Consider the following 20,441-nt stretch of genomic DNA (forward strand, 5'->3'; position numbering starts at 1 on the left):
CCAGAATGTTTCCCTTCACCGTCTGCACCTCAGTACTTGAGCAGGTTGGCGTCGTCGACCGAGGCCGAACGGCGGGTGCGGAAGATCGACATGATGATCGCGAGTCCGACGACCACCTCGGCCGCCGCGACGACCATCACGAAGAAGGCCATCACCTGGCCGTCCAGCGCGCCGTTGATCCGGGCGAAGGTCACCAGGGTCAGGTTCACCGCGTTGAGCATCAGCTCGATGCACATGAACACCACGATGGCGTTGCGCCGGATCAGCACGCCCACCGCGCCGATGGAGAACAGCAGCGCGGACAGCAGCAGGTAGTAGGTGGGGGTCATGCCTTCCCCTCCTCAGCGCCGGACTTCTTGTCCTTGCTGGACGGTCCGGTGAGCGCGTGCGCGTCCGGCTGCGGGCCGGCGCCCTTGACCTCGGTGATGTCGTCGGCCAGGCGCTCGCGCGAGGTGGACTCGATGATCTTGGACAGCGACTCCGGGGCGACCGAGCCGTCCGGCAGCAGCGCCGGGGTGGCCACCGAGTTGGCGGTGGCGAACACACCGGGGCCGGGCAGCGGCGATGGCCGGTCGTGCTCGCCGCGCAGGCGGGCCTCGACCAGCTCGCGCTGGCTGCGCTTGGTGGAGTGTTCCTTGTCCACGAAGGCCAGCAGCATCGCGCCGAGCGCGGCGGTGATCAGCAGCGCCGAGGTCAGCTCGAAGGCGAAGACGTACTCGCGGAAGATCAGCTGCCCGAGGCCGAGCACGTTGCCCGGCCCCTCGCTGCCGTTGACCTTGGCCAGCCCGGTCGAGGGCACGTCGGTGAACGCGCGGGACAGCGCGGCCACCAGCAGGGCGGCCAGGCCGAGGCCGAGGAAGGTGGCCGTGAGCCGCTGGCCGCGCAGCACCTCCACCACCGAGTCCGAGCTGTCCCTGCCGACCAGCATCAGCACGAACAGGAACAGCATCATGATCGCGCCGGTGTAGACGATGATCTGCACCACGCCCAGGAAGGGCGCCTGCTGCACGATGTAGAGCACGCCGAGGCTGAGCATGGTGAGCACCAGCCACAGCGCCGAGTGCACCGCGTTGCGGGCGAAGAGCATGCCCATGGCGCCGATCAGCGACACCGGGCCGAGCACCCAGAACATGATCTGCTCGCCGAGTTTGATCACCTCGGGGGCGTTCGGCGGCGCCTGGGCGAGGATGGCGATGACGGAGCTCAACGCACGGCCCCCTCGGCGGGCTTCTCGCCACGGGCCAACTGCGGTCCGTTGACGTAGTAGTCCTGCTCGTTCTCACCGAGGCGCATCGGGTGCGGCGGCTGCTCCATGCCTTCCAGCAGCGGCGCCAGCAGCTGTTCCTTGGTGTAGATCAGGTTCTGCCGGTTGTCATCGGCCAGCTCGAACTCGTTCGTCATGGTCAGCGAACGGGTCGGGCAGGCCTCGATGCAGAGACCGCAGCCGATGCAGCGCAGGTAGTTGATCTGGTAGTCCGCGCCGTAGCGCTCGCCGGGCGAGTAGCGGGCGTCCTCGGTGTTGTCACCGCCCTCGACGAAGATCGCGTCCGCCGGACAGGCCCAGGCGCACAGCTCGCAGCCGACGCACTTCTCCAGCCCGTCCGGGTGCCGGTTCAGCTGGTGGCGACCGTGGTACCGCGGCGCGGTGACCTTCATGACCTCGGGATATTCCTCGGTGACGACCTTCCGGAACATCGTCGAGAAGGTGACGCCGAAGCCCTTGATGGGATCAAGAAGTCCCATCGCCAGCCTCCTTTCCGCCTTCGGTGCCGATCGCGGCCGGCGTGGAACTCTGCTGCGCGGCGGCCACGGGGGTCCGGCGCTTGGGGGGCTTGGGCACGGCCAGGTCCAGCGGCGGGATCGGGTAGCCGCTGCCTGCCACCTGCACCCGCTCCTCCCGGATCTCGCGCTCCGGGATCAGGAACACCAGCAGGATCAGCACGGCCAGCGCGGCCCCGCCGAAGATCAGGATCTGGGTGGAGCTGATCGTGTTCCAGTTCTCCCGGATGTACTTGACCACGGTGACCGCGACGAACCAGACCAGCGCGACCGGGACCAGGACCTTCCAGCCCAGCTGCATGAACTGGTCGTAGCGCAGCCGGGGCAGGGTGGCGCGCAGCCACACGAAGAAGAACAGGAAGGCCAGCATCTTGCCGATGAACCACAGCACCGGCCACCAGCCGGTGTTGAACATGCCGTCGGCGATGTAGCTCAGGCCGAAGGGCGCCCGCCAGCCGCCCAGGAACAGCGTGGTGGCCAGTGCGGAGACGGTGGCCATGTTGATGTACTCGGCGAGGAAGAACATGGCGAACTTCAGCGAGGTCGAGTACTCGGTGTGGAAGCCACCGACCAGCTCCGACTCGGCCTCGGGGAGGTCGAACGGGGCGCGGTTGGTCTCACCGACCATGGAGATCACGTAGATCACGAAGCTGGGCAGCAGGGTGAAGACGAACCAGACACCCGACTGCGCGTTCACGATGTCGCCGGTGGACAGCGACCCGGCGAACAGGATCACCGAGACGATGGCCAGGCCCATCGCGATCTCGTAGGAGATCACCTGCGCGGCCGAGCGGAGCGAGCCGAGCAGCGGGTACGGCGAGCCGGAGGACCAGCCGGAGAGCACGATGCCGTAGACGCCGACCGAGGCGCAGGCCAGCACCACCAGCACGCCCACCGGCACGTCCGCGATCTGCAGCGCGGTCTGGTAACCGAACATCTGGACCTCGCCGCCGAACGGGATCACCGAGAAGGCGAGGAAGGCGGGCACCGCGGAGATGATCGGGGCCAGGAAGTAGACCCACTTGTCCGCCATGACCGGCCGGATGTCCTCCTTGAAGGCCATCTTGAGCGCGTCGGCCAGCGACTGCAGCATGCCGAAGGGGCCTGCCCGGTTGGGGCCGGGCCGCTGCTGCATGAACCCGACGATCCGGCGCTCGCCCCAGACCAGGCCGATCACCAGAACCACCAGGAAGGCGAAGACGGCGACGACCTTGATCAGGCTCAGCCACCACGGGTCGTCGGCGAGCAGAGCGCCGATCTCCCCGGCTGCGAGGGGCTTCATGCGTTTCCTCCGTCGGTGACGGTGACGAGGGCGCCGTGCCCGGCGCCCAGGGTGCGGCGCACGGTGGACGCGCCCGAGTTGCCCGGCAGCCAGACCACCTGCTCCGGCAGATCGGCCAGCTCCAGCGGGAGCGTGATCGCACCGGCCTCGGTGGCCACGCTGACCGGCTCGCCCTCAGCCAGGCCGAGCTTGGCCGCGGTGGCCGGGGCCAGCCTGGCCACCGCCGGGCGGGCGGTGCCTGCCAGGTTGGGCTCGCCGTCCTGCAGCGAGCCGTTGCCCAGCATCTGCGGCCAGCTGGCCAGCACCAGGTGGCCGTTGGTCAGCGCGGGCGCGCCGGCCTCGGCGGCCGGGGTGAACTGCGGCCGGGCGCCGCGGTGGGCGCCGAGCCTGGCCAGGTCCGCGGCCGCGGCGGCCGGGGTCTGGGTGAACAGGTCGGAGTCCATCTCGATCGCCAGGGTGTCCAGCACCCGGCAGTCCGGGACCACGCCCGCGACGTCCAGCGCGGCCTTGAACTCGCGGCGGCGGCCCTCCCAGTTGAGGTAGCTGCCCGCGCGCTCCACCGAGGCGGCCACCGGCAGCACCACGTCGGCGTGCTCGGTCACCGCGGAGTGCCGAAGCTCAAGGGAGACAATGAAACCAGCCGCCTTGACACCGGCCAGCGCGGCGGCCGGGTCGCCGAAGTCGCCGGGGTCCACCCCGCCGACCAGCAGCGCGTCCAGCTCGCCTGCCGCGGCCGCGGCCAGGATGCCAGCGGCGTCCCGGCCCGGGGTCGCGGGCAGCGAGCCCGCTGCCACACCCCAGGCCAGCTCGATCTCGGCGCGGGCCTCCGCGTCGGTGACCGGGCGGCCGCCGGGCAGCAGCGTGGGCAGCGCACCGGCCTCGACCGCGCCGCGCTCACCGGCGCGGCGGGGGATCCAGGCCAGGGTGGCTCCGGTGCTGGTGGCCAGCTCGACCGCGGCCGAGATCAGGCCGGGCACCTCCACCGCGCGGGCGCCGAGCAGCAGCACCGCGCCCGGGTTGCGCAGCGAGGTGTCCACGTCCTCGGGCAGCGCGCGCAGTGCGGCCGGCTCGCCGCCGGGCACCGCGGGGATCAGCGTGCCGTAGGTCTTGCGCACCGCCGGGGTCGTGTACTGGCCGAGGTGGAAGACCTTGGTCCGGCCCTTGCGCGCCGCCTTGCGCAGGCGCAGGAACAGGATGCCCGCCTCTTCCTCCGGCTCCAGGCCGACGCAGAGCACCGAGGGCGCGGCCTCGACCACGCCGTAGGTGACCCCGGTCTCCGGGGTGACGCCCACGATCGAGGAGGACAGCAGCGCCAGCTCCTCGTCGGAGTGCGGGCGGGACCGGAAGTCGATGTCGTTGGTGCGCGCGGCGACCCTGGCGAACTTGCTGTAGGCGTAGGCGTCCTCGACGGTCAGCCGGCCACCGGGCAGCACGCCGACGCCCTTGCCGTCCCTGGCCTTGGCCAGGCCCTCGGCCGCGACGCGCAGCGCCTCGGTCCAGGACGCCTCGACCAGCTCGCCCTGCTCGTTGCGCACCAGCGGGCGGCGGATCCGGTCGGGCAGGGTCGGGTAGACGAAGGCGAAGCGACCCTTGTCGCACAGCCATTCCTCGTTGACCTCGGGGTCATCGCCCGCCAGGCGGCGCATCACCTTGCCACGCCTGGTGTCGACGCGGGTCGCGCAGCCGCCGGCGCAGTGCTCGCACACGCCGGGGGTGGAGACCAGGTCGAACGGCCGGGAGCGGAACCGGTAGGCCGCGCTGGTGAGCGCGCCGACCGGGCAGATCTGGATGGTGTTGCCGGAGAAGTAGCTCTGGAACGGCTTGCCCTCGGCGATGCCGATCTGCTGCTGCGCCCCGCGTTCCAGCAGCTCGATGAACGGGTCACCGGCGATCTGGTCGGAGAAGCGGGTGCAGCGCTGGCAGAGCACGCAGCGCTCGCGGTCCAGCAGCACCTGGGTGGAGATCGGGATCGGCTTCGGGAAGGTCCGCTTGGTCTCGACGAACCGGGACTCGGTGCGGCCGTGCTTGAGCGCCTGGTTCTGCAGCGGGCACTCGCCGCCCTTGTCGCAGATCGGGCAGTCCAGCGGGTGGTTGATGAGCAGCAGCTCCATCACGCCCTGCTGCGCCTTGTCCGCCACCGGCGAGGTGTGCTGGGTGCGCACGACCATGCCGTCGGCCACCGTGAGCGTGCAGGAGGCCTGCGGCTTCGGCATCGGCCGGCCGCCCATCTCCACGTCCACCAGGCACTGGCGGCAGGCGCCAGCCGGTTCGAGCAGCGGGTGGTCGCAGAAGCGCGGCACCACGATGCCCAGCCGCTCGGCGGCGCGGATGACCAGCTCGCCCTTGGGCGCGATGACCTCGCGTTCGTCGATGGTCAGCCGGACATGGCCCGCGGGCACCGGGGTGCTCTCGGTGTTCTTCTCGGGTGCGACGGTCATGTCAGTGCGCTCCTGCTCCGGCCAGTTCGGCCTGCGCGTTCCCGGCGTTCTTCGCGCACAGCTCGAGGAACTCGTGCTTGAAGTACTTGATGGCACTGGTGATCGGGCTGGTCGCGCCGTCACCGAGGGCGCAGAACGAGCGGCCGAGGATGTTGTCGCAGACGTCCAGCAAGGTCTCGATGTCGGCGGGGGTGCCCTCGCCGCGCACCATCCGCTGCAGGATCTGCACCAGCCAGTAGGTGCCCTCCCGGCAGGGGGTGCACTTGCCGCAGGACTCGTGCTTGTAGAACTCGGTCCACTTCATCACGGCCCACGGCACGGACACGGTCTCGTTGAAGATCTGCAGCGCCTTGGTGCCCAGCATCGAACCGGCCTCGGCCGCGCCCTCGAAGTCCAGCGGCACGTCCAGGTGGTCGGCGGTGAACAGCGGGGTGGAGGAACCGCCCGGCGTCCAGAACTTCAGCGGGATGCCGTCCTTCATGCCACCGGCCAGCTCCAGCAGCTCGCGCAGCGTGGTGCCCATCGGCGCCTCGTACTGGCCGGGGTTGGTCACGTGCCCGGACAGCGAGTAGATCGTCGGGCCGGGCGACTTCTCCCGGCCCATCTCGCGGAACCAGCCGGAACCGCCGTTGACGATGTAGGGAACCGAGGCGATGGTCTCGACGTTGTTCACCACAGTGGGAGAGGCGTACAGACCCGCGGTGGCCGGGAAGGGCGGCTTGAGCCGGGGCTGGCCGCGCTTGCCCTCCAGCGAGTCCAGCAGCGCGGTCTCCTCACCGCAGATGTACGCGCCGGCGCCGGCGTGCACCACGATGTCGAGGTCGAAGCCGCTGCCCAGGATGTTCTTGCCCAGGTACCCGGCGGCGTAGGCCTCCTGGACCGCGGCGTTGAGCCTGCGGATGCAGTGCAGGACCTCGCCGCGCACGTAGATCGCGCAGAAGTTGGCCCTGATCGCGTAGGAGGTGATGATGCAGCCCTCGATCAGCGAGTGCGGATCGGCCATCATCAGCGGGATGTCCTTGCAGGTGCCCGGTTCGCCCTCGTCGGCGTTGATCACCAGGTAGTGCGGCTTGCCGTCGCCCTGCGGGATGAAGCCCCACTTCAGGCCGGTCGGGAAGCCCGCGCCGCCGCGACCGCGGAGACCGGAGTCCTTGCACAGCTGGATGAGCTGGTCCGGGTGCGCGCCGAAGGCCTTGCGCAGCGCGCTGTAGCCCTCCAGCTGCTCGTAGGTGCGCAGCGTCCAGGAGTTCGGGGAGAGCCAGCGCTTGGTGAGCACCGGCGTCAACGGCTCGGGCATGCCAGCCTCACTTCTTCTCGGGGACGGCCGGGAGCGGGACGTCCTCCGGCATGACCGGGGCGGTCCAGCCGCGCTCGTTGGCCATCTTGGCTCCGCGCAGGGTCTCCACCGCGGCCGAGGGTCCGGCCACGTCCTGCTCGCGGCCCTCGAAGAAACCGGCGAGCTGGAGCTCGGCCTGCTTGAAGTCGGTCAGCGGGGCGCCGCGGGTGGGGTTCGGCTTCTCCCCCCGCTGCAACGCCTTGACCAGCTCCAGCGCCGACTCGGGCGTCTGGTTGTCGTAGAACTCGTAGTTGACCTGGAGCACCGGGCCGAGGTCGCAGGCGGCCAGGCACTCGGCGTGCTCGATGGTGACCGACCCGGGAGTGCCGGGCTCACCGGCGGTCTCCTCGTGGCCGACGCCGAGGTGCTCGCGCAGCTTGCCGTAGATCGCGTCCCCGCCCAGGGCCGCGCACAGCGTGTTGGTGCAGACGCTGACCAGGTGTTCGCCGCAGGGCTTGCGCTTGTACATGGTGTAGAAGGTGGCGACCGCGCTGACCTCGGCGGTGGCCAGGTCGAGCTGCTCGGCGCAGAAGGCGATGCCGGCCTGGCTGACGTGGCCCTCAACCGATTGCACCAGGTGCAGCATGGGCAGCAGCGCGGAGCGGCTCACCGGGTAGCGCGCGATGATCTGCCGCGCCTTGTCAACGATGTCCGCGAACTGCGAGGTGTCCACGCTGTCCACTTCGGACATTCGCTCTGGGGTCCTTGTCATCGGTCCACACCACCCATCACCGGGTCGATCGAGGCCACCGCGGCGATCACGTCGGCGACCAGGCTGCCCTCGCTCATCGCGGGCATCGACTGCAGGTTCACGAAGCTGGGTTCGCGCACGTGCACGCGCAGCGGGCGGGTGCCGCCGTCGGAGACCAGGTGGTAGCCCAGCTCGCCGCGCGGGGACTCCACCGGCACGTACACCTGCCCGGCAGGCACGTCGAAGCCCTCGGTCACCAGCTTGAAGTGGTGGATGAGGGACTCCATGGACTGGCCCATGATCTTGCGGACGTGCTCCAGCGAGTTGCCCATGCCGTCGGAGCCGATGGTCAGCTGCGCGGGCCAGGCGATCTTGCCGTCCTCGACCATCACCGGGCCGGGCTCCAGCTTCGCCAGGCACTGCTTGACGATCTTGAGCGACTGGTGGATCTCCTCCACCCGCAGCAGGTAGCGGGCGAAGCAGTCCGCCTCGGTGGAGGTGGGGACCTCGAAGTCGTACTCCTCGTACCCGCAGTACGGCTCGACCTTGCGCAGGTCCCAGGGCAGGCCGGCCGAGCGCAGGATCGGGCCGGTGATGCCCAGCTGCATGCAGCCGTCCAGCGGCAGGTAGCCCACGCCCTCCAGGCGGCGGCGCCAGATCGGCTGGCCGGTGAGCAGCTTGTCGTACTGCGGCAGCCGGGAGTGCATCACCTTGAGGAAGTCGGTGATCTTCTCGTGGTAGTCCTCCGGCAGGTCCTGGGCGAGCCCGCCCGGCCGGATGAACGCGTGGTTCATCCGCAGGCCGGTCAGGTGCTCCAGCAGGTGCAGGACCTCTTCGCGCTCGCGGAAGCCCGCGGTCATCGCGGTCAGCGCGCCCAGCTCCATGCCGCCGGTGGCCAGCGCCACCAGGTGCGAGCTGATCCGGTTGAGCTCCATCAGCAGCACCCGGATCACCTGGGCGCGGCGCGGCGCGGTGACGCCGAGCAGCTTCTCCACCGCGAGGCAGTAGGCGGCCTCGTTGTGCAGCGGCGCCAGGTAGTCCATCCGGGTCACGAAGGTGACGCCCTGGGTCCAGTTGCGGTACTCGACGTTCTTCTCGATGCCGGTGTGCAGGTAGCCGATCACCGAGCGGGCCTGGGTGACGGTCTCGCCCTCCAGCTCCAGCACCAGGCGGAGCACGCCGTGCGTGGAGGGGTGCTGCGGACCCAGGTTGATGACGATGCGCTCGTCGTGGGTGGCGTCCTCCAGCACCGCGTCCCAGTCACCGCCGCTGACGGTGTAGACCGGGCCCTCGGTGGTCTGCCGGGAGTCCGCGGCATACGGGTCGCGCGGGCCGGTGGCGCCGTCGGCGACCGTGCTGTCGCTGCCCACGGCGCTGGTGTCGGTGCCGTCGGTGACGTCGGCGAGACGTTCGTGGCTCATGAGTAAGACCGCCTCTGGTCCGGCGGAGGAATTTCCGCGCCCTTGTACTCGACCGGGATCCCGCCGAGCGGGTAGTCCTTGCGCTGGGGGTGGCCGTCCCAGTCGTCCGGCATGAGGATCCGGGTCAGCGCGGGGTGGCCGTCGTAGACGATGCCGAACATGTCCCAGGCCTCCCGCTCCTGCCAGTCCGCGGTCGGGTAGACCTCGACCACGCTGGGCACGTGCGGGTCCTCGATGTCCATGGCGACCTCGAGCCGGATCCGGCGGCGGTAGGTCATCGAGGTCAGGTGGTAGACCGAGTGCAGGCGCTGCGGCACGTCCACGCCGTAGTCCACGCCGGAGACCGAGCTGCACAGCTCGAAGCGCAGGGCCTGGTCGTCGCGGAGCAGCCGGCACAGTTCGAGCAGGTGCTCGCGGCGGACGTAGAAGGTGATCTCGCCGCGGTCCACGGTGATCTGCTGGACCGCCTCGGCCGGGATGCCCTTCTCCGCCATGGCCATGGACAGCTCGTCGACGAACTCGTCGAACCAGCCGCCGTAGGGGCGCTCGCTGGGCGCGGGCGCGTAGGCGGGCAGGCGCAGGCCGCCGAAACCGGAGGTGTCGCCGGAGCCGGAGACGTTGAACATGCCCTTGCGGTTCTTGCCGGCCACGACACCGCCAGCGGCGAGGTGCTCCTCGTGCTGGGCCTCGGTCATGTCCGCCGAGCTGTGGGCTTCGCCCTTGGGCTCGGGGAGGTTCGCGTCAGTCACAGCCGATCACTTCTTCTTGGCGTACCGGACGGAGGACGGGATCATCTCGGTGCGCGCGCCGCTGGCGGCCCGCAGCGCGGCCCGCTTGGGCCCGAGCGGCTCGTCCATGATCTTGGCGTGGATCTTCAGGATCGCGTCCAGCAGCATCTCCGGCCGCGGCGGACAGCCGGGCAGGTACATGTCCACCGGCACGACGTGGTCGACGCCCTGGACCACCGCGTAGTTGTTGAACATGCCGCCGGAGGAGGCGCACACGCCCATCGCGAGCACCCAGCGCGGCTCGGGCATCTGGTCGTAGATCTGGCGCAGCACCGGGGCCATCTTGTTGGTCACCCGGCCGGCCACGATCATCAGGTCGGCCTGGCGCGGGGAGGCGCGGAAGGCCTCCATGCCGAAGCGGCCGAGGTCGTAGCGCGGCGCGCCGGTGGTCATCATCTCGATCGCGCAGCAGGCCAGCCCGAAGGTGGCGGGCCACAGCGAGGACTTGCGCGACCAGTTGACCAGTTTCTCCACGCTGGCCAACAGAATCCCGTTGGGCAGCTTCTCCTCAAGACCCATGACTCAGCTCCAGTCCAGGCCGCCGCGCCGCCACACGTAGACGTAGGCGAAGCCGACCGTGCCGATGAAGAGGGCGATCTCTACCAGTCCGAACAGGCCGAGCTGGCCCGCGGTCACCGCGAAGGGGTAGAGGAACACCATTTCGATGTCGAACAGGATGAACAGCATCGCCGTCAGGTAGTAGGCGACCGGCATCCGCCCACCGCCGACCACCGGCTGGGGCGAGGGCTCGATTCCGCACTCGTACGCGTCGAGCTTGGCCTTGTTGTACCGCCGGGGCCCGATGTAGGGCGCGACCGCGACCGAGCCCAGGGCGAACACCAAGGCCAGCAAGAACATCAGCACGAGGGGGAGGTAAGAGTGGAGCACTGTCCCGCCGCCGTCCTTTCCTCATCCGCGCTCGTCAACGGCCGTGACAGCCGCCGTCCGATGGGCACCCTAGGCATTCGGGCGATCCAGCCATGCAGTAAGGTTCACCTAACTTGCCGGTGAGGTGCGCCAGAGCTTGTGAACTTGTTCACGAACTCCAACTCCGAAGTGTATGACCCGCTCAACGACTCGCGCGCGCCGGGACACCCTTGGGCCACCCCTTCGAAGCTGGACCGCCGAATGGCCCAACACGCTAGGCCGTCCGCCCGGTGCTCGCCAGGCGGCGCGCACCGGGCCGTAAGCGTGAACCTCTCTCATACCGCGCTCCGGATTCACCGAGCACCTTGCTTCCATTCTTGTCTGCCAATAACCTCGCCTCCGCAAAGGGGGGCCTTTGCGAACATGATTCGATAGCCAGGGGGGCAATCGATGTGGTTTCGCTTATCCATAATTGCAGTAGCGCTGATCTCTGGCGCGATATTGGCACCACCAACCGCGCTGGCTTCCGGCAACCAGGCGAGCGATCGCGACAAGCAGTGGGTCGCCGACGCGAGTCTGCGCTACCTCCAAGAACGAGCTGATCGCCTGATCCTCGGCTCGGCAAGATCAAACCAGCGCATGACCTCCGTACGACTCGGGTGGGAACTCGATCAGCGGCTCAGCCTGGAGTCGGCCCGGCTCGACCAGCGACGTGTCGAATACCAGAACCTCACCGGCGGGAAGCGGGCGGCCGAGGTCACTCTGACTGATCAACATTGGCGGCCGGGCTCCGCCGACCGGATTGTTCTGGAAGCCACCGAACACACCAAGCTGTGGTTCGCCAAGGTTTTTCCGGACTCGCCCACCCACGAGCAGTTCCGGCTGCGCCACACGTTCGAGTTCCGCCGGGACGCCGCCGGGTGGACCATGGTTGACACGGTGCCCCATCTGGTGAGCAGTCTGCCGCCACCCACGCAGTTCGGCCGGGGCCCCGGTGGCAGGTCCGCTGGCGCCGAGCCGGGCACTGCCCGGTTGAAGGGGGTCGTTCGGTCAAGTACCGACCGAACGACGGCCGACTCTCCCCTGCGAACTGTTCCCGGCAAGTTCTCCGCTGACGCCGCGCGCCGGCCCGCCTACGACTATGGCGCGATGGTCGCCTACGCCCATCGCCATGCCAAGACCTACAATCCCAACTATCGCGCGTACTCCGACACTGACTGCACCAACTTCATCTCGCAGATCATGGAAGCGGGCGGCTGGCAGTACGTCGGATCCACCGTTTTCGAGCGCGATGACCCCACCAAATGGTTCTACGGGCCATTCCCCTGGACCACCAGCTACACCTGGTCGGCAGCGCACAACTGGGCCTATTTTGCCCAGATCCACTCACGCCGCACCGCCGGACTGGAGAACGTGTGGTTGATGGATCTCGCGGATGTGCTCCAAGTCGATTGGGATCATCCACATGAGGATCCGAATGAACCCGCTGACAACATCGACCACACCATGTTGGTCACGGGCCGCGCCGGTGTCAGCGGAAATCCGTACGCCACTCACCTGTGGATGACCTATCACAGCAACGACACCGTGGATCGACCGCTCATCGAGATCCTCAAGGAGAACGAGGATCCTGCTAACAAGTGGTATGCGCACCGAACGTGACGTGCCACCGGCCAGACGGCACCGGCTGCCTGCGTGGCTGTTCGCCGCGCAGGCAGCCGCAGTCCTGCTGGCCGGTTGCGCACTGGAGAAGGTCAGCTATCCGGAGACCGCGCGGCCCTGCGGCAAGCACAACCGCGAGGCGGCTACCCAGGCTTACCTCGACGCCCTCAACCGCAACGATCGCGAGCAGGTGAAGGCGGTCACCGAAGGGAACGGTCCTGAACTGGAGACGGCGATCGACGTCCGGATGCGCGCATTCGGCGGCCGCGGGATCGTCGTCGATCGGGTGCGGTTCGCCGACACCGTCCCCTACGTCGACATGGCGCACCTGACCGGGAAGATGACCGGCGGCGTCTACCAGGAGGCGGTGCCGCTGGCTCGCCGGGCCAGCGGTTGGTGCGTCAGTATCCACGGGCGGCCGGTACTCACCGAGGTCTACTACCCAGCCAACTACCCGACCAGCACGCCGCTGGTGATCCCGCCGCCGTCCAGCACTCGTTAGGCCAGGCCGGACGGCCGCGGAACCGGGTCAGGCGGTCGGGGCCAGCTTGGTGGCGGCGGTGATCACGCGGTCCATCGCGTCGCCGTCCTTGGGGTCGTACAGGCCAGCCAGCAGCTTGAGCACGAAGCGCATCAGCGGCTTGATCGGCATGCCGTACTTGGTGGCGGTGCGCATGATCGTCGGGTTGCCGATCAGCTTGCTGAAGATGTTGCCGAGCCGGTAGTAGCCGCCGAGGGCCTCGGAGACGGCCACCGGGTAGCGGTGCAGGGCGCGCTCGCGGCTGAGGCCCTCCGGGCGGGCCAGGGCGTGCACCACGCATTCGGCGGCCAGCCGGGCGCTTTCCATGGCGTAGCCGATGCCCTCGCCGTTGAACGGGTTGACCATGCCGCCCGCGTCGCCGACCAGCAGCAGGCCGTTGCGGTAGTGCGGGGTGCGGTTGAAGCCCATCGGCAGCGCGGCGCCGCCGACCTTGCCGATCGCGTTGGGCTCGCGCAGGCCCCACTCCTCCGGCGTGCCGTCCAGCCAGGAGCGCAGCAGCTGCCGGTAGTCGACCTTGCCGTAGGCCTTGGAGGTGGACAGGATGCCCAGCCCCACGTTCACCGTGCCATCGCCCATGCCGAAGATCCAGCCGTAGCCGGGCAGCAGCTTGGGCTCACCGGCGTTGGACCTGTCCCACAGCTCCAGGTGCGACTCGAGGTAGTCGTCCTTGCTGCGCGGGGACTCGTAGTAGCGGCGCACCGCGATGCCCATCGGGCGGTCGTCGCGCTTCTCCAGGCCGACCGAGAGGGCCAGCCGGGCGGAGACGCCGTCGCAGGCCAGCACCAGCGGGGCGCGGTAGGTGACCGGGGTCTTCTCCTTGCCCGCGTTGGCCGTCACGCCGATCACCCGGCCGGTCCGGTCGTCGGTGACCGCGCCGGTGACGTGCGTGTTCTGCAGCAGCCGGGCCCCGGCCAGCTGCGCGTTCTGGGCCAGCATCTCGTCGAAGTCCTGGCGCGGGCGGACCACGCCGTAGGGCGGGAAGGTGGCCAGATCCGGCCAGTCCAGCTCCAGGGTGACGCCGCCGCCGACCACGCGCAGGCCGCGGTTGTGCAGCCAGCCCGCCTCTTCCCTGGTGTCGATGCCCAGGTCGATCAGCTGCTTCACCCCGCGCGGGGTGAGGCCGTCGCCGCAGACCTTCTCCCGCGGGAACTCGCTCTTCTCCAGCAGCAGCACGTCCAGGCCGGCGCGGGCCAGGTAGGTGGCCGCGGTGGAGCCGGCCGGACCGGCGCCGACCACGATGACCTCGGCGTCCTCGTGCGGCTGACGTCGGCTGGTCGGGGTGGTCATCGAGGCTCCTCAGTCGATCGGGGCGAGCTTGTGAACTTCTTCACGAAGTCCCAAGTCGGAGTGTAGTCGGTGGTCAGGGCTTGACCGCGCGGTGCAGCGCGACCACGCCACCGGTGAGGTTGCGCCAGGCCACGTCCTCCCAGCCAGCGCCCGCGATCAGCTCGGCCAGCTCGCGCTGGTCCGGCCAGGCCTTGATCGACTCGGCCAGGTAGGCGTAGGCGTCGGTGTTGGAGGAGAACCGGCGCGCGATGACCGGGAAGGCGCGCAGGTAGGTGTGGTAGCCCAGCCGCATCGGGCCCCAGGTCGGCCGGGAGAACTCGCAGATCACCAGGCGCCCGCCGGAGCGGGTGACCCTGGCCAGCTCGCTCAGCGCGAGGCTGGTCTCCTGCATGTTGCGCAGCCCGAAGGACACGGTGACCGCGTCGAAGACCTCGTCGGCGAAGGGCAGCCGCAGGCCGTCGGCGGCCACCATGGGCAGCCCGCGCCGCTTGCCGCGCTGCAGCATGCCGAAGGAGAAGTCCGCGGCCACGCACCAGGCCCCGGTGCTGGCCAGGTCCGCGGTGGAGGTCGCGGTGCCCGCCGCGAGGTCCAGCACCCGGTCGCCCGGCCGCAGGTCCAGCGCGCGGGTGGTCTTGGCCCGCCAGCGCCGGTCCATGCCCATCGCGAGCACCGTGTTGGTGAAGTCGTAGCGCCGCGCGACGCCGTCGAACATCTCGGCTACTTCGCGCGGGTTCTTGTCCAAACCAGCCCTGACCATGGGGGCAGCCTAGGGCCTGCCTGCGGAGCACCGCCTGTGAGAGTCATGATCGAGGCGGTTCCTGGTGGCGCAGCCGGACCGCCCTCATACCGGGCGTATTCGGGTGGTCCGGCTGTGTCACCAGGGACCGCCTCGGCGCGGCTATCGCGGGCGGTGCTCCGCAGGCAGGCCCTCGCTTATCGGCTGACTTGCAGCGCGTCCAGCATCCCGTCCACCGCGCGCGGCCACGGGAACTGCTCGGCGCGGGCGCGGGCGGCGGCGCGGCGGCCGACCTCCGGCTTGTCCAGCAGCGCGGTGACCGCGCCGGCGAAGGCGCGGGCGTAGTCGGGCACGGCGGCGCCGCAGTTCGGGCGGACGATCTCGCGCAGCGCGGAGGACTGGGAGACCACCACCGGGGTGCCGGAGGCCAGCGCCTCCAGCGCGGCCAGGCCGAAGGTCTCGTGCGGGCCGGGGGCCAGCGAGACGTCCGAGGTGGCCAGCAGGTTCGCCACGTCGTTGCGGGAGTTGACGAAGCCGAGGAAGGTCACCGGCAGCCCGGCGGCCCTGCGTTCCAGCGCCTCCCGGCGCGGGCCATCACCGGCGATCACCAGGCGCACGTCGTGGCCGGACTCGTGCAGCTCGGCCAGGGTGTCCACGCTGCGCTCCACGTGCTTCTCCACCGACAACCGTCCACAGTGGACAAGCAGGTTCTCCGCGCCGGCGGCCAGCTCCGCGCGCAGGGCGGGGTCGTGCCTGGCCGGGGTGAAGGTGTCCAGGTCGACCCCGAGCGGCACCCGCAGCACGTTGTCCGCGCCGATCCGGTCGAACTCCTCGCGGGCGAACTCGGTGGTGCACACCACGGTCTCGTACCCGGCGGCCATCCGGGTGTTCGCCCAGTCGGCGACCCGGCGGGCGGCGGGCGCCGGCAGGAAGAACTGCTCCAGCAGCCGGTCGAAGCGCTCGTGCGAGATCACCACGTTGGGCACCCCGCGCTTGCTGGCCCAGCGGCCCATGCCGCGCAGGGTGATCCGGTCGGAGACCTCCAGCCGGTCCGGCCGCAGCCTGCTCAGCAGCGACTGCACCCGCACCGGGTCGACCACCCGGTAGCCGCCCATGAACGGCACTTTCGGCGCGGGCAGGGTGATCCGCCGCACGCCGGAGGGCAGCAGCTCGTCGTCCCGGCGCGGGCCGGGCACGATCAGCACCACCTCGTGCCCCGCGGCCACGTACCCGGCGCCCAGGTGGTTCAGCGCGGTGCGCAGGCCGCCCGAACGCGGGCCGTAGAAGTTCGCCAGCTGCACGATCCGCATCGGGGCACCGGTCCTTGGTAGTCGGGCTAGAGCCCTTCCAGAGTGCCCTACGCGGCGTGGCTGTCCGCTTCGGGCAGGGATGTGACCTCGGCGTAGTGACCGAGGAGTTCGTCACACACGGCCGGCCAGGTGCGGCGGAGCACCGATTTCCGGGCCTCCGCGCCGTACTTGGCCCGCAGCACCGGGTCACGCAGCGTGTTGACCGCGGCACAGAGCGCCTCGGCGTGCGCGTCCGCGTCGAAGGGCGGCAGCAGGAAGCCGGTGCGGCCGGGGGTGACCAGGTCACGCGGGCCGCCCGCGTCCGGGGCCAGCGCGGGCACGCCGGAGGACAGCGCCTCCTGCACCGCCTGGCAGAAGGTCTCGTACGGCCCGGTGTGCACGAACACGTCCAGGCTGGCGTAGGCGGTGGCCAGCTCGTCACCGCCGCGGAAGCCGAGGAAGTGCGCGTCCGGCAGCAGCTTGCGCATGTGGCCCAGCTCGGGACCGTCGCCGACCACCACGACCTGCACCCCCGGCATGTCGTGCAGTGGGGCCAGCCGGTCCACGCACTTCTCCAGCGCGACCCGGCCGACGTAGCCGACCAGCAGCTCGCCGTTGGGCGCCAGCCTGGCGCGCAGGGCCTCGTCCCGCTTGCCGGGGTTGAAGCGGACCGTGTCCACACCCCGCGCCCAGCGGTGCACCCTCGGGATGCCGTGCTCCTCCAAGGCCTGCACGGCCCAGGTGGAGGGGGCCAGGGTGCGGTCGGCCATGGTGTGCAGCCACTTCGTCCACTTCCAGGCGGCGCGGGCGGTCAGCCCGAGGCCGTAGGAGGTGGCGAAACCGGCCACGTCGGTCTGGTAGACCGCCACCGTCGGGATGCCCAGCTTGCGCGCGGCCACCAGGCCGCGGGCGCCGACCACGAACGGCGAGGCCAGGTGCACCACGTCCGGCCGGAAGTCCTGCAGGGCCTTGAGGATCTTGCGGCTGGGCCAGCCGATGGGCTGGGCCTTCAGCACGGGCAGCTGGAGCTCCGGCACCCGGACCACCGGGTAGCCGCAGTACTCGTTGACGCCGTTGCCGGGCGCGATGACCAGCGCCTCATGCCCCGACCTGCGCAGGTGTTCGAGCACTCGCATGACGGAGTTCGTCACGCCGTTCACCTGCGGAAGGAAGCTCTCGGTCACGATCGCGACTCGCACGGCACTCACGGTGCCGTCACTCGCGGCCCGTGGGTCGACACGGGCGTGACGCGCCGCGTAACTGTTGTCGAACTCCTCGTTGTCCTGCTTCACGACCGCCGCACCTCGCCTGCTCAGCTCCTTCCCGACTACCCCGGCAGACGGATGTTCACCCCCATCGCGGGTGCCCGCCACTCCGGCGCGCCGTGGGCCGAACCGCAGTCTTGACCTGGTGATCCCCGACACGTCACCTTCGCTTCGCGTCACTGACACCGTACGCGGTCAGGCTAGGTCGGCATGACCGTCGTGCCCCCAGCGCCTCCGCACCCCGTCGAACCAGGGCTTTTGTCCAGGGCGCTGGAGGTGGCGGGCCGGCTGGCCAACGACGCCGCCGACGTGATCACCGCCACCGCGGGCCGCGGCGCGCACCCGGAGGCCGGGGACAATCCCTTCGACTGGGTGACCGACACCGACCACACCCTGGAGCGGCACACCCGCCGGGTGCTGGCCAGGGAGTTCCCCGGCATCCCGGTGATCGCCGAGGAGTTCGGCGCCGAGGCGCACCCGCCGGGCGCGGAGTACCGCTGGCTGGTCGACCCGGTGGACGGCACCGCCAACTACGTGGCCGGCATCCCCTGGTGCGCCTACAGCCTGGCCCTGATGGACAGCGCGGGCCCGGTGGTCGGCGTGGTCGCCGACCCCTACCGCGGCCAGATCTACGCCGCCGCCCGCGGCCGGGGCATCCGGGCCAACGGCGCCCCGGTCCGGCTGGACCCGCACGCCGGCGTCTCCGGCGGCATCGTCTGCGCGGAGCTGACCAGGGCCGGGCCCTGGCCGGGCATGGGCGAGTTCATCACCGCCGCGGCCCTGGCGCACACCGGGGTGCGGGTGCTGGGCTCGGCGGCGCTGGCGGTGGCCCAGGTGGCGCTGGGGCACGCGGTGGCCGCGGTGCTGGACAGCTACCGGGAGTGGGACGTGGCCGGGTCGATCGCGCTGGCCCTGGAGTCCGGCGCGGTGATCCTGGACCGGGAGGGCCGCCGGCGGTCGCTGCCCGCGGACGGGATGCTGGTGGCCACCCCGGCCGCGGCCGCCGACGTGCTGTCCTGGTGGCAGGCCGGGACTACTTCCCGTCCTGGCTGATCCCGCCGCTGACGCTGCCCGCCTGCACCGAGCTGTCCATGTTGCCGCCGACGAAGTTCAGCCTGCCGCCGGTGTTGTCGATGTGATTGTTGATCACCTGGTTGGCCCGGGCCTGGAACTCGACCACGGAGATGCCGCGGGCGGTGAGGAACTCGCCGATGGCCCGGAACGCCCTGGCCTCCAGCAGCTGGAGGTAGCGCTCCAGGTCCTTGCGCTGGAAGTAGTTGGCCACGTCCTCGTCGGCGGTCAGCTCGCGCAGGCTGGCGGCCGCGCCGTACTTGTCCGGCACCAGCATGCCGTGCGGCTGCGGGATCGGCCGCAGGGTGCGGAACAGGGCCTGGATCCGGCGGGGTGCGGTGACCGGCAGGCTGAGCAGGCTGCCGAAGGCGTGCCGGATCGGCGCCCAGGGAGTGGCCGGGCGGCGGTCGGCGACCCGGTAGTGCTCGGCCACCGGGCGCAGCACACACGGGGTCCACTCCAGGTAGAGCATCTTGTCGTCCGCGGCCAGGTGCAGGTAGGTGGAGACCACCAGGTTGCGGTCCCAGGTCTCCACCTGGAAGCAGCGGTAGTAGCGCATCCACTCCAGCGGCCGCTCGCGCAGCTCGGCGACGATCTCCGCGGGCAGGGTGCGCACCGGCGGCCGGTCCACGTCCGGCAGCACCCAGCCGGCCCGCTCGTCGTGCAGGTGGTCCAGCAGGGTCTCCGCGGCCACCACGACCTGGTGCCGCGGGGTCAGGCCGCCCAGCCGGCGTTCCGGGGTCAGCGAGGCGGAACCGCCCAGCTTGGCCAGCTCGGTGCTGATGTGGTCGTACAGCTCGGTGAGGGTGAACTCCGCGGGCTTGCTCGGCCCGGCCGGATCCAGCGGCAGTGCGATGGACCAGGGCTGGAACGGCACCCCGCTGCCGACGAAGGGGTGGTAGTCCCGGTAGACCAGCACGTCGGTGTCCTGCTCGATCTCCTCGAACCGGCCCAGCGCGCGGCGCAGCCGGGGGAAGCCGAGGTTGCGGACCAGGCGTTCGCCGCGCCAGGCGCCCTCGGTGGGCGCGGCCTGGAAACCGGGGCCGGGTCGGAAGCTCCGGCTCAGCAGCGCGGCCAGCAGGAACTCGTCCACCAGCACCACCAGCAACGCGATCAGCACGAACACCCAGGGCAGCAGACCGATGTCGGTCGGGTCCGGGGCGCGGCGGGAGCCGGTGACCTCCCGTGGCGCGAACTGGTTGGCCGCGACCAGCACCGCCAGCACCAGGAACAGGATCAGCGCCCAGCGCCGGATCCGGCGCACCACCTGGAGCTTGACCACCCCGCTCCACTCGCGCAGCAGGGTGGAGCGCTGGCCCGCGGCGTGCCGGGGGGAGAGGTAGCTCCAGGCGATGGCGTAGAGCAGCCACAGCATGAACAGGTAGCCGCCGGTGTAGAGCACGCCGAGCAGGCACACCAGCAGGATCGCGTCCCGGATCCGGCGGCGGGTGCGGGCGGCCACCGCCTCGCGCAGCACCGCGCCCACGTTCACCCCCGGCATCGGCGGGGCCGCGCGCAGCGGCTCGACCAGCGTCTCCCTGATCGCCTGGTCGGCGAACTCCTGGTCCAGATGAGCGGCCGCGCACAGGTAGCGGGTGGTCTCGTCCTCCTGCCGCCACGGCGCCCTGGCCGCGTGGCGGGCCCCGGTCCTGGCCCAGGGCAACACGATGTCGGTCACCGTTGTCCTCCGAATCCGCCGAACGGGCCGGTCGTGGTGGTCTCGCCGGTGGTCGTCGCCGTGGTGCGGCGGGTGGTGGGCCGGGTCGTGCGGGTGGTCGGGCGGGCGGTGGGGAAGTAGGTCGGGAAGTAGGTGTCGGTGGGCTCGAAGCTCGGTTCGACGGGATATTCCTGGTAACTGTCGCCGGTCAGCGTGACCAGCGCGATCGCCCCACCGCTGACGGTGAGCCAGCCGAGCGCGAGCACCGCGCCCAGCGCCAAGGAACTCAGTTGCCTGGGGGTTCCGTTCGGAGGCACTCGAGGAAGCTAGC

At 70.4% G+C, this 20,441-nt stretch carries 20 protein-coding genes; 3 read left to right on the forward strand and 17 right to left on the reverse strand.

Annotation, left to right across the window (positions count from 1 at the left end; translation table 11 throughout):
• Positions 1-29: 29 nt before the first annotated feature.
• From nuoK to N8J89_RS38880, 11 genes are read right to left on the reverse strand one after another with little or no spacing between them, the layout of a single operon-like run.
• Positions 30-329 (reverse strand): NADH-quinone oxidoreductase subunit NuoK, encoded by a 300-nt coding sequence (nuoK, locus tag N8J89_RS38830; protein ID WP_283661852.1) that lies wholly within the window; start codon positions 327-329, stop codon positions 30-32.
• Positions 326-1,207 (reverse strand): NADH-quinone oxidoreductase subunit J, encoded by an 882-nt coding sequence (locus N8J89_RS38835; protein WP_502868383.1) that lies wholly within the window; start codon positions 1,205-1,207, stop codon positions 326-328. The genes nuoK and N8J89_RS38835 overlap by 4 nt, the downstream gene beginning before the upstream one ends.
• Positions 1,204-1,743 carry an NADH-quinone oxidoreductase subunit NuoI gene (gene nuoI, locus N8J89_RS38840; protein ID WP_252480492.1) on the reverse strand — a complete coding sequence of 180 codons (540 nt, stop codon included), beginning with the start codon at positions 1,741-1,743 and terminating at the stop codon, positions 1,204-1,206. The genes N8J89_RS38835 and nuoI overlap by 4 nt, the downstream gene beginning before the upstream one ends.
• Complete coding sequence (gene nuoH / locus N8J89_RS38845; RefSeq protein WP_283661853.1) at positions 1,730-3,061, reverse strand: NADH-quinone oxidoreductase subunit NuoH; 1,332 nt, start codon at positions 3,059-3,061, stop codon at positions 1,730-1,732. Before nuoH ends, nuoI begins: the two co-directional genes overlap by 14 nt.
• Positions 3,058-5,499 (reverse strand): NADH-quinone oxidoreductase subunit G, encoded by a 2,442-nt coding sequence (locus N8J89_RS38850; protein ID WP_283661854.1) that lies wholly within the window; start codon positions 5,497-5,499, stop codon positions 3,058-3,060. Before N8J89_RS38850 ends, nuoH begins: the two co-directional genes overlap by 4 nt.
• A gap of 1 nt (position 5,500) precedes the next feature.
• Positions 5,501-6,796 (reverse strand): NADH-quinone oxidoreductase subunit NuoF, encoded by a 1,296-nt coding sequence (nuoF, locus tag N8J89_RS38855; RefSeq protein WP_283661855.1) that lies wholly within the window; start codon positions 6,794-6,796, stop codon positions 5,501-5,503.
• Between the two features lie 7 nt (positions 6,797-6,803).
• Complete coding sequence (gene nuoE, locus N8J89_RS38860; protein ID WP_283661856.1) at positions 6,804-7,526, reverse strand: NADH-quinone oxidoreductase subunit NuoE; 723 nt, start codon at positions 7,524-7,526, stop codon at positions 6,804-6,806.
• A gap of 17 nt (positions 7,527-7,543) precedes the next feature.
• The gene (locus N8J89_RS38865) at positions 7,544-8,947 is read right to left on the reverse strand and encodes an NADH-quinone oxidoreductase subunit D (protein WP_283661857.1); all 1,404 of its coding nucleotides are present in this window, start codon (positions 8,945-8,947) and stop codon (positions 7,544-7,546) included.
• Positions 8,944-9,642: an NADH-quinone oxidoreductase subunit C gene (locus tag N8J89_RS38870; protein ID WP_252480665.1), complete on the reverse strand. Its 699-nt coding sequence runs from the start codon at positions 9,640-9,642 to the stop codon at positions 8,944-8,946. The genes N8J89_RS38865 and N8J89_RS38870 overlap by 4 nt, the downstream gene beginning before the upstream one ends.
• 60 nt (positions 9,643-9,702) lie before the next feature.
• A complete protein-coding gene (locus N8J89_RS38875) occupies positions 9,703-10,254 on the reverse strand; it encodes a NuoB/complex I 20 kDa subunit family protein (protein WP_283661858.1) in 552 nt (183 codons plus the stop codon).
• Between the two features lie 3 nt (positions 10,255-10,257).
• The gene (locus tag N8J89_RS38880; protein ID WP_283661859.1) at positions 10,258-10,623 is read right to left on the reverse strand and encodes an NADH-quinone oxidoreductase subunit A; all 366 of its coding nucleotides are present in this window, start codon (positions 10,621-10,623) and stop codon (positions 10,258-10,260) included.
• A 429-nt stretch (positions 10,624-11,052) separates the two neighbouring features.
• Between N8J89_RS38880 and N8J89_RS38885 the strand changes: the two genes are divergently transcribed.
• Both N8J89_RS38885 and N8J89_RS38890 read left to right on the forward strand, forming a co-directional pair.
• Complete coding sequence (locus N8J89_RS38885) at positions 11,053-12,264, forward strand: amidase domain-containing protein (RefSeq protein WP_283661860.1); 1,212 nt, start codon at positions 11,053-11,055, stop codon at positions 12,262-12,264.
• Positions 12,248-12,766 carry a hypothetical protein gene (locus N8J89_RS38890; protein ID WP_283661861.1) on the forward strand — a complete coding sequence of 173 codons (519 nt, stop codon included), beginning with the start codon at positions 12,248-12,250 and terminating at the stop codon, positions 12,764-12,766. Before N8J89_RS38885 ends, N8J89_RS38890 begins: the two co-directional genes overlap by 17 nt.
• A 27-nt stretch (positions 12,767-12,793) precedes the next feature.
• Here N8J89_RS38890 and N8J89_RS38895 read toward each other — a convergent pair whose 3' ends face one another.
• From N8J89_RS38895 to N8J89_RS38910, 4 genes are all read right to left on the reverse strand, one after another.
• Complete coding sequence (locus N8J89_RS38895) at positions 12,794-14,092, reverse strand: geranylgeranyl reductase family protein (RefSeq protein WP_283661862.1); 1,299 nt, start codon at positions 14,090-14,092, stop codon at positions 12,794-12,796.
• A 73-nt stretch (positions 14,093-14,165) separates the two neighbouring features.
• Positions 14,166-14,849, reverse strand: a complete 684-nt coding sequence (locus N8J89_RS38900) for a demethylmenaquinone methyltransferase (RefSeq protein ID WP_283661863.1) — start codon at positions 14,847-14,849, stop codon at positions 14,166-14,168.
• A gap of 176 nt (positions 14,850-15,025) precedes the next feature.
• Entirely contained in the window at positions 15,026-16,138 is a 1,113-nt protein-coding gene (locus tag N8J89_RS38905; RefSeq protein WP_283661864.1) for a glycosyltransferase, read from the reverse strand.
• Between the two features lie 47 nt (positions 16,139-16,185).
• Positions 16,186-17,268: a glycosyltransferase family 4 protein gene (locus N8J89_RS38910; RefSeq protein ID WP_283661865.1), complete on the reverse strand. Its 1,083-nt coding sequence runs from the start codon at positions 17,266-17,268 to the stop codon at positions 16,186-16,188.
• A gap of 324 nt (positions 17,269-17,592) precedes the next feature.
• On the opposite strand from N8J89_RS38910, the gene N8J89_RS38915 reads away from it, so the two are divergent.
• Positions 17,593-18,435, forward strand: a complete 843-nt coding sequence (locus N8J89_RS38915; protein WP_283661866.1) for an inositol monophosphatase family protein — start codon at positions 17,593-17,595, stop codon at positions 18,433-18,435.
• Here N8J89_RS38915 and N8J89_RS38920 read toward each other — a convergent pair.
• Together N8J89_RS38920 and N8J89_RS38925 are read right to left on the reverse strand one after the other, a co-directional pair.
• Positions 18,416-20,131 (reverse strand): AbeC-like domain-containing protein, encoded by a 1,716-nt coding sequence (locus N8J89_RS38920; RefSeq protein WP_283661867.1) that lies wholly within the window; start codon positions 20,129-20,131, stop codon positions 18,416-18,418. The two genes, N8J89_RS38915 and N8J89_RS38920, sit on opposite strands and share 20 nt — an antisense overlap.
• Entirely contained in the window at positions 20,128-20,427 is a 300-nt protein-coding gene (locus N8J89_RS38925) for a hypothetical protein (RefSeq protein ID WP_283661868.1), read from the reverse strand. The genes N8J89_RS38920 and N8J89_RS38925 overlap by 4 nt, the downstream gene beginning before the upstream one ends.
• Positions 20,428-20,441: the final 14 nt, after the last annotated feature.

It is taken from the genome of Crossiella sp. CA-258035 (assembly GCF_030064675.1).
Classification (GTDB): Bacteria; Actinomycetota; Actinomycetes; order Mycobacteriales; family Pseudonocardiaceae; genus Crossiella.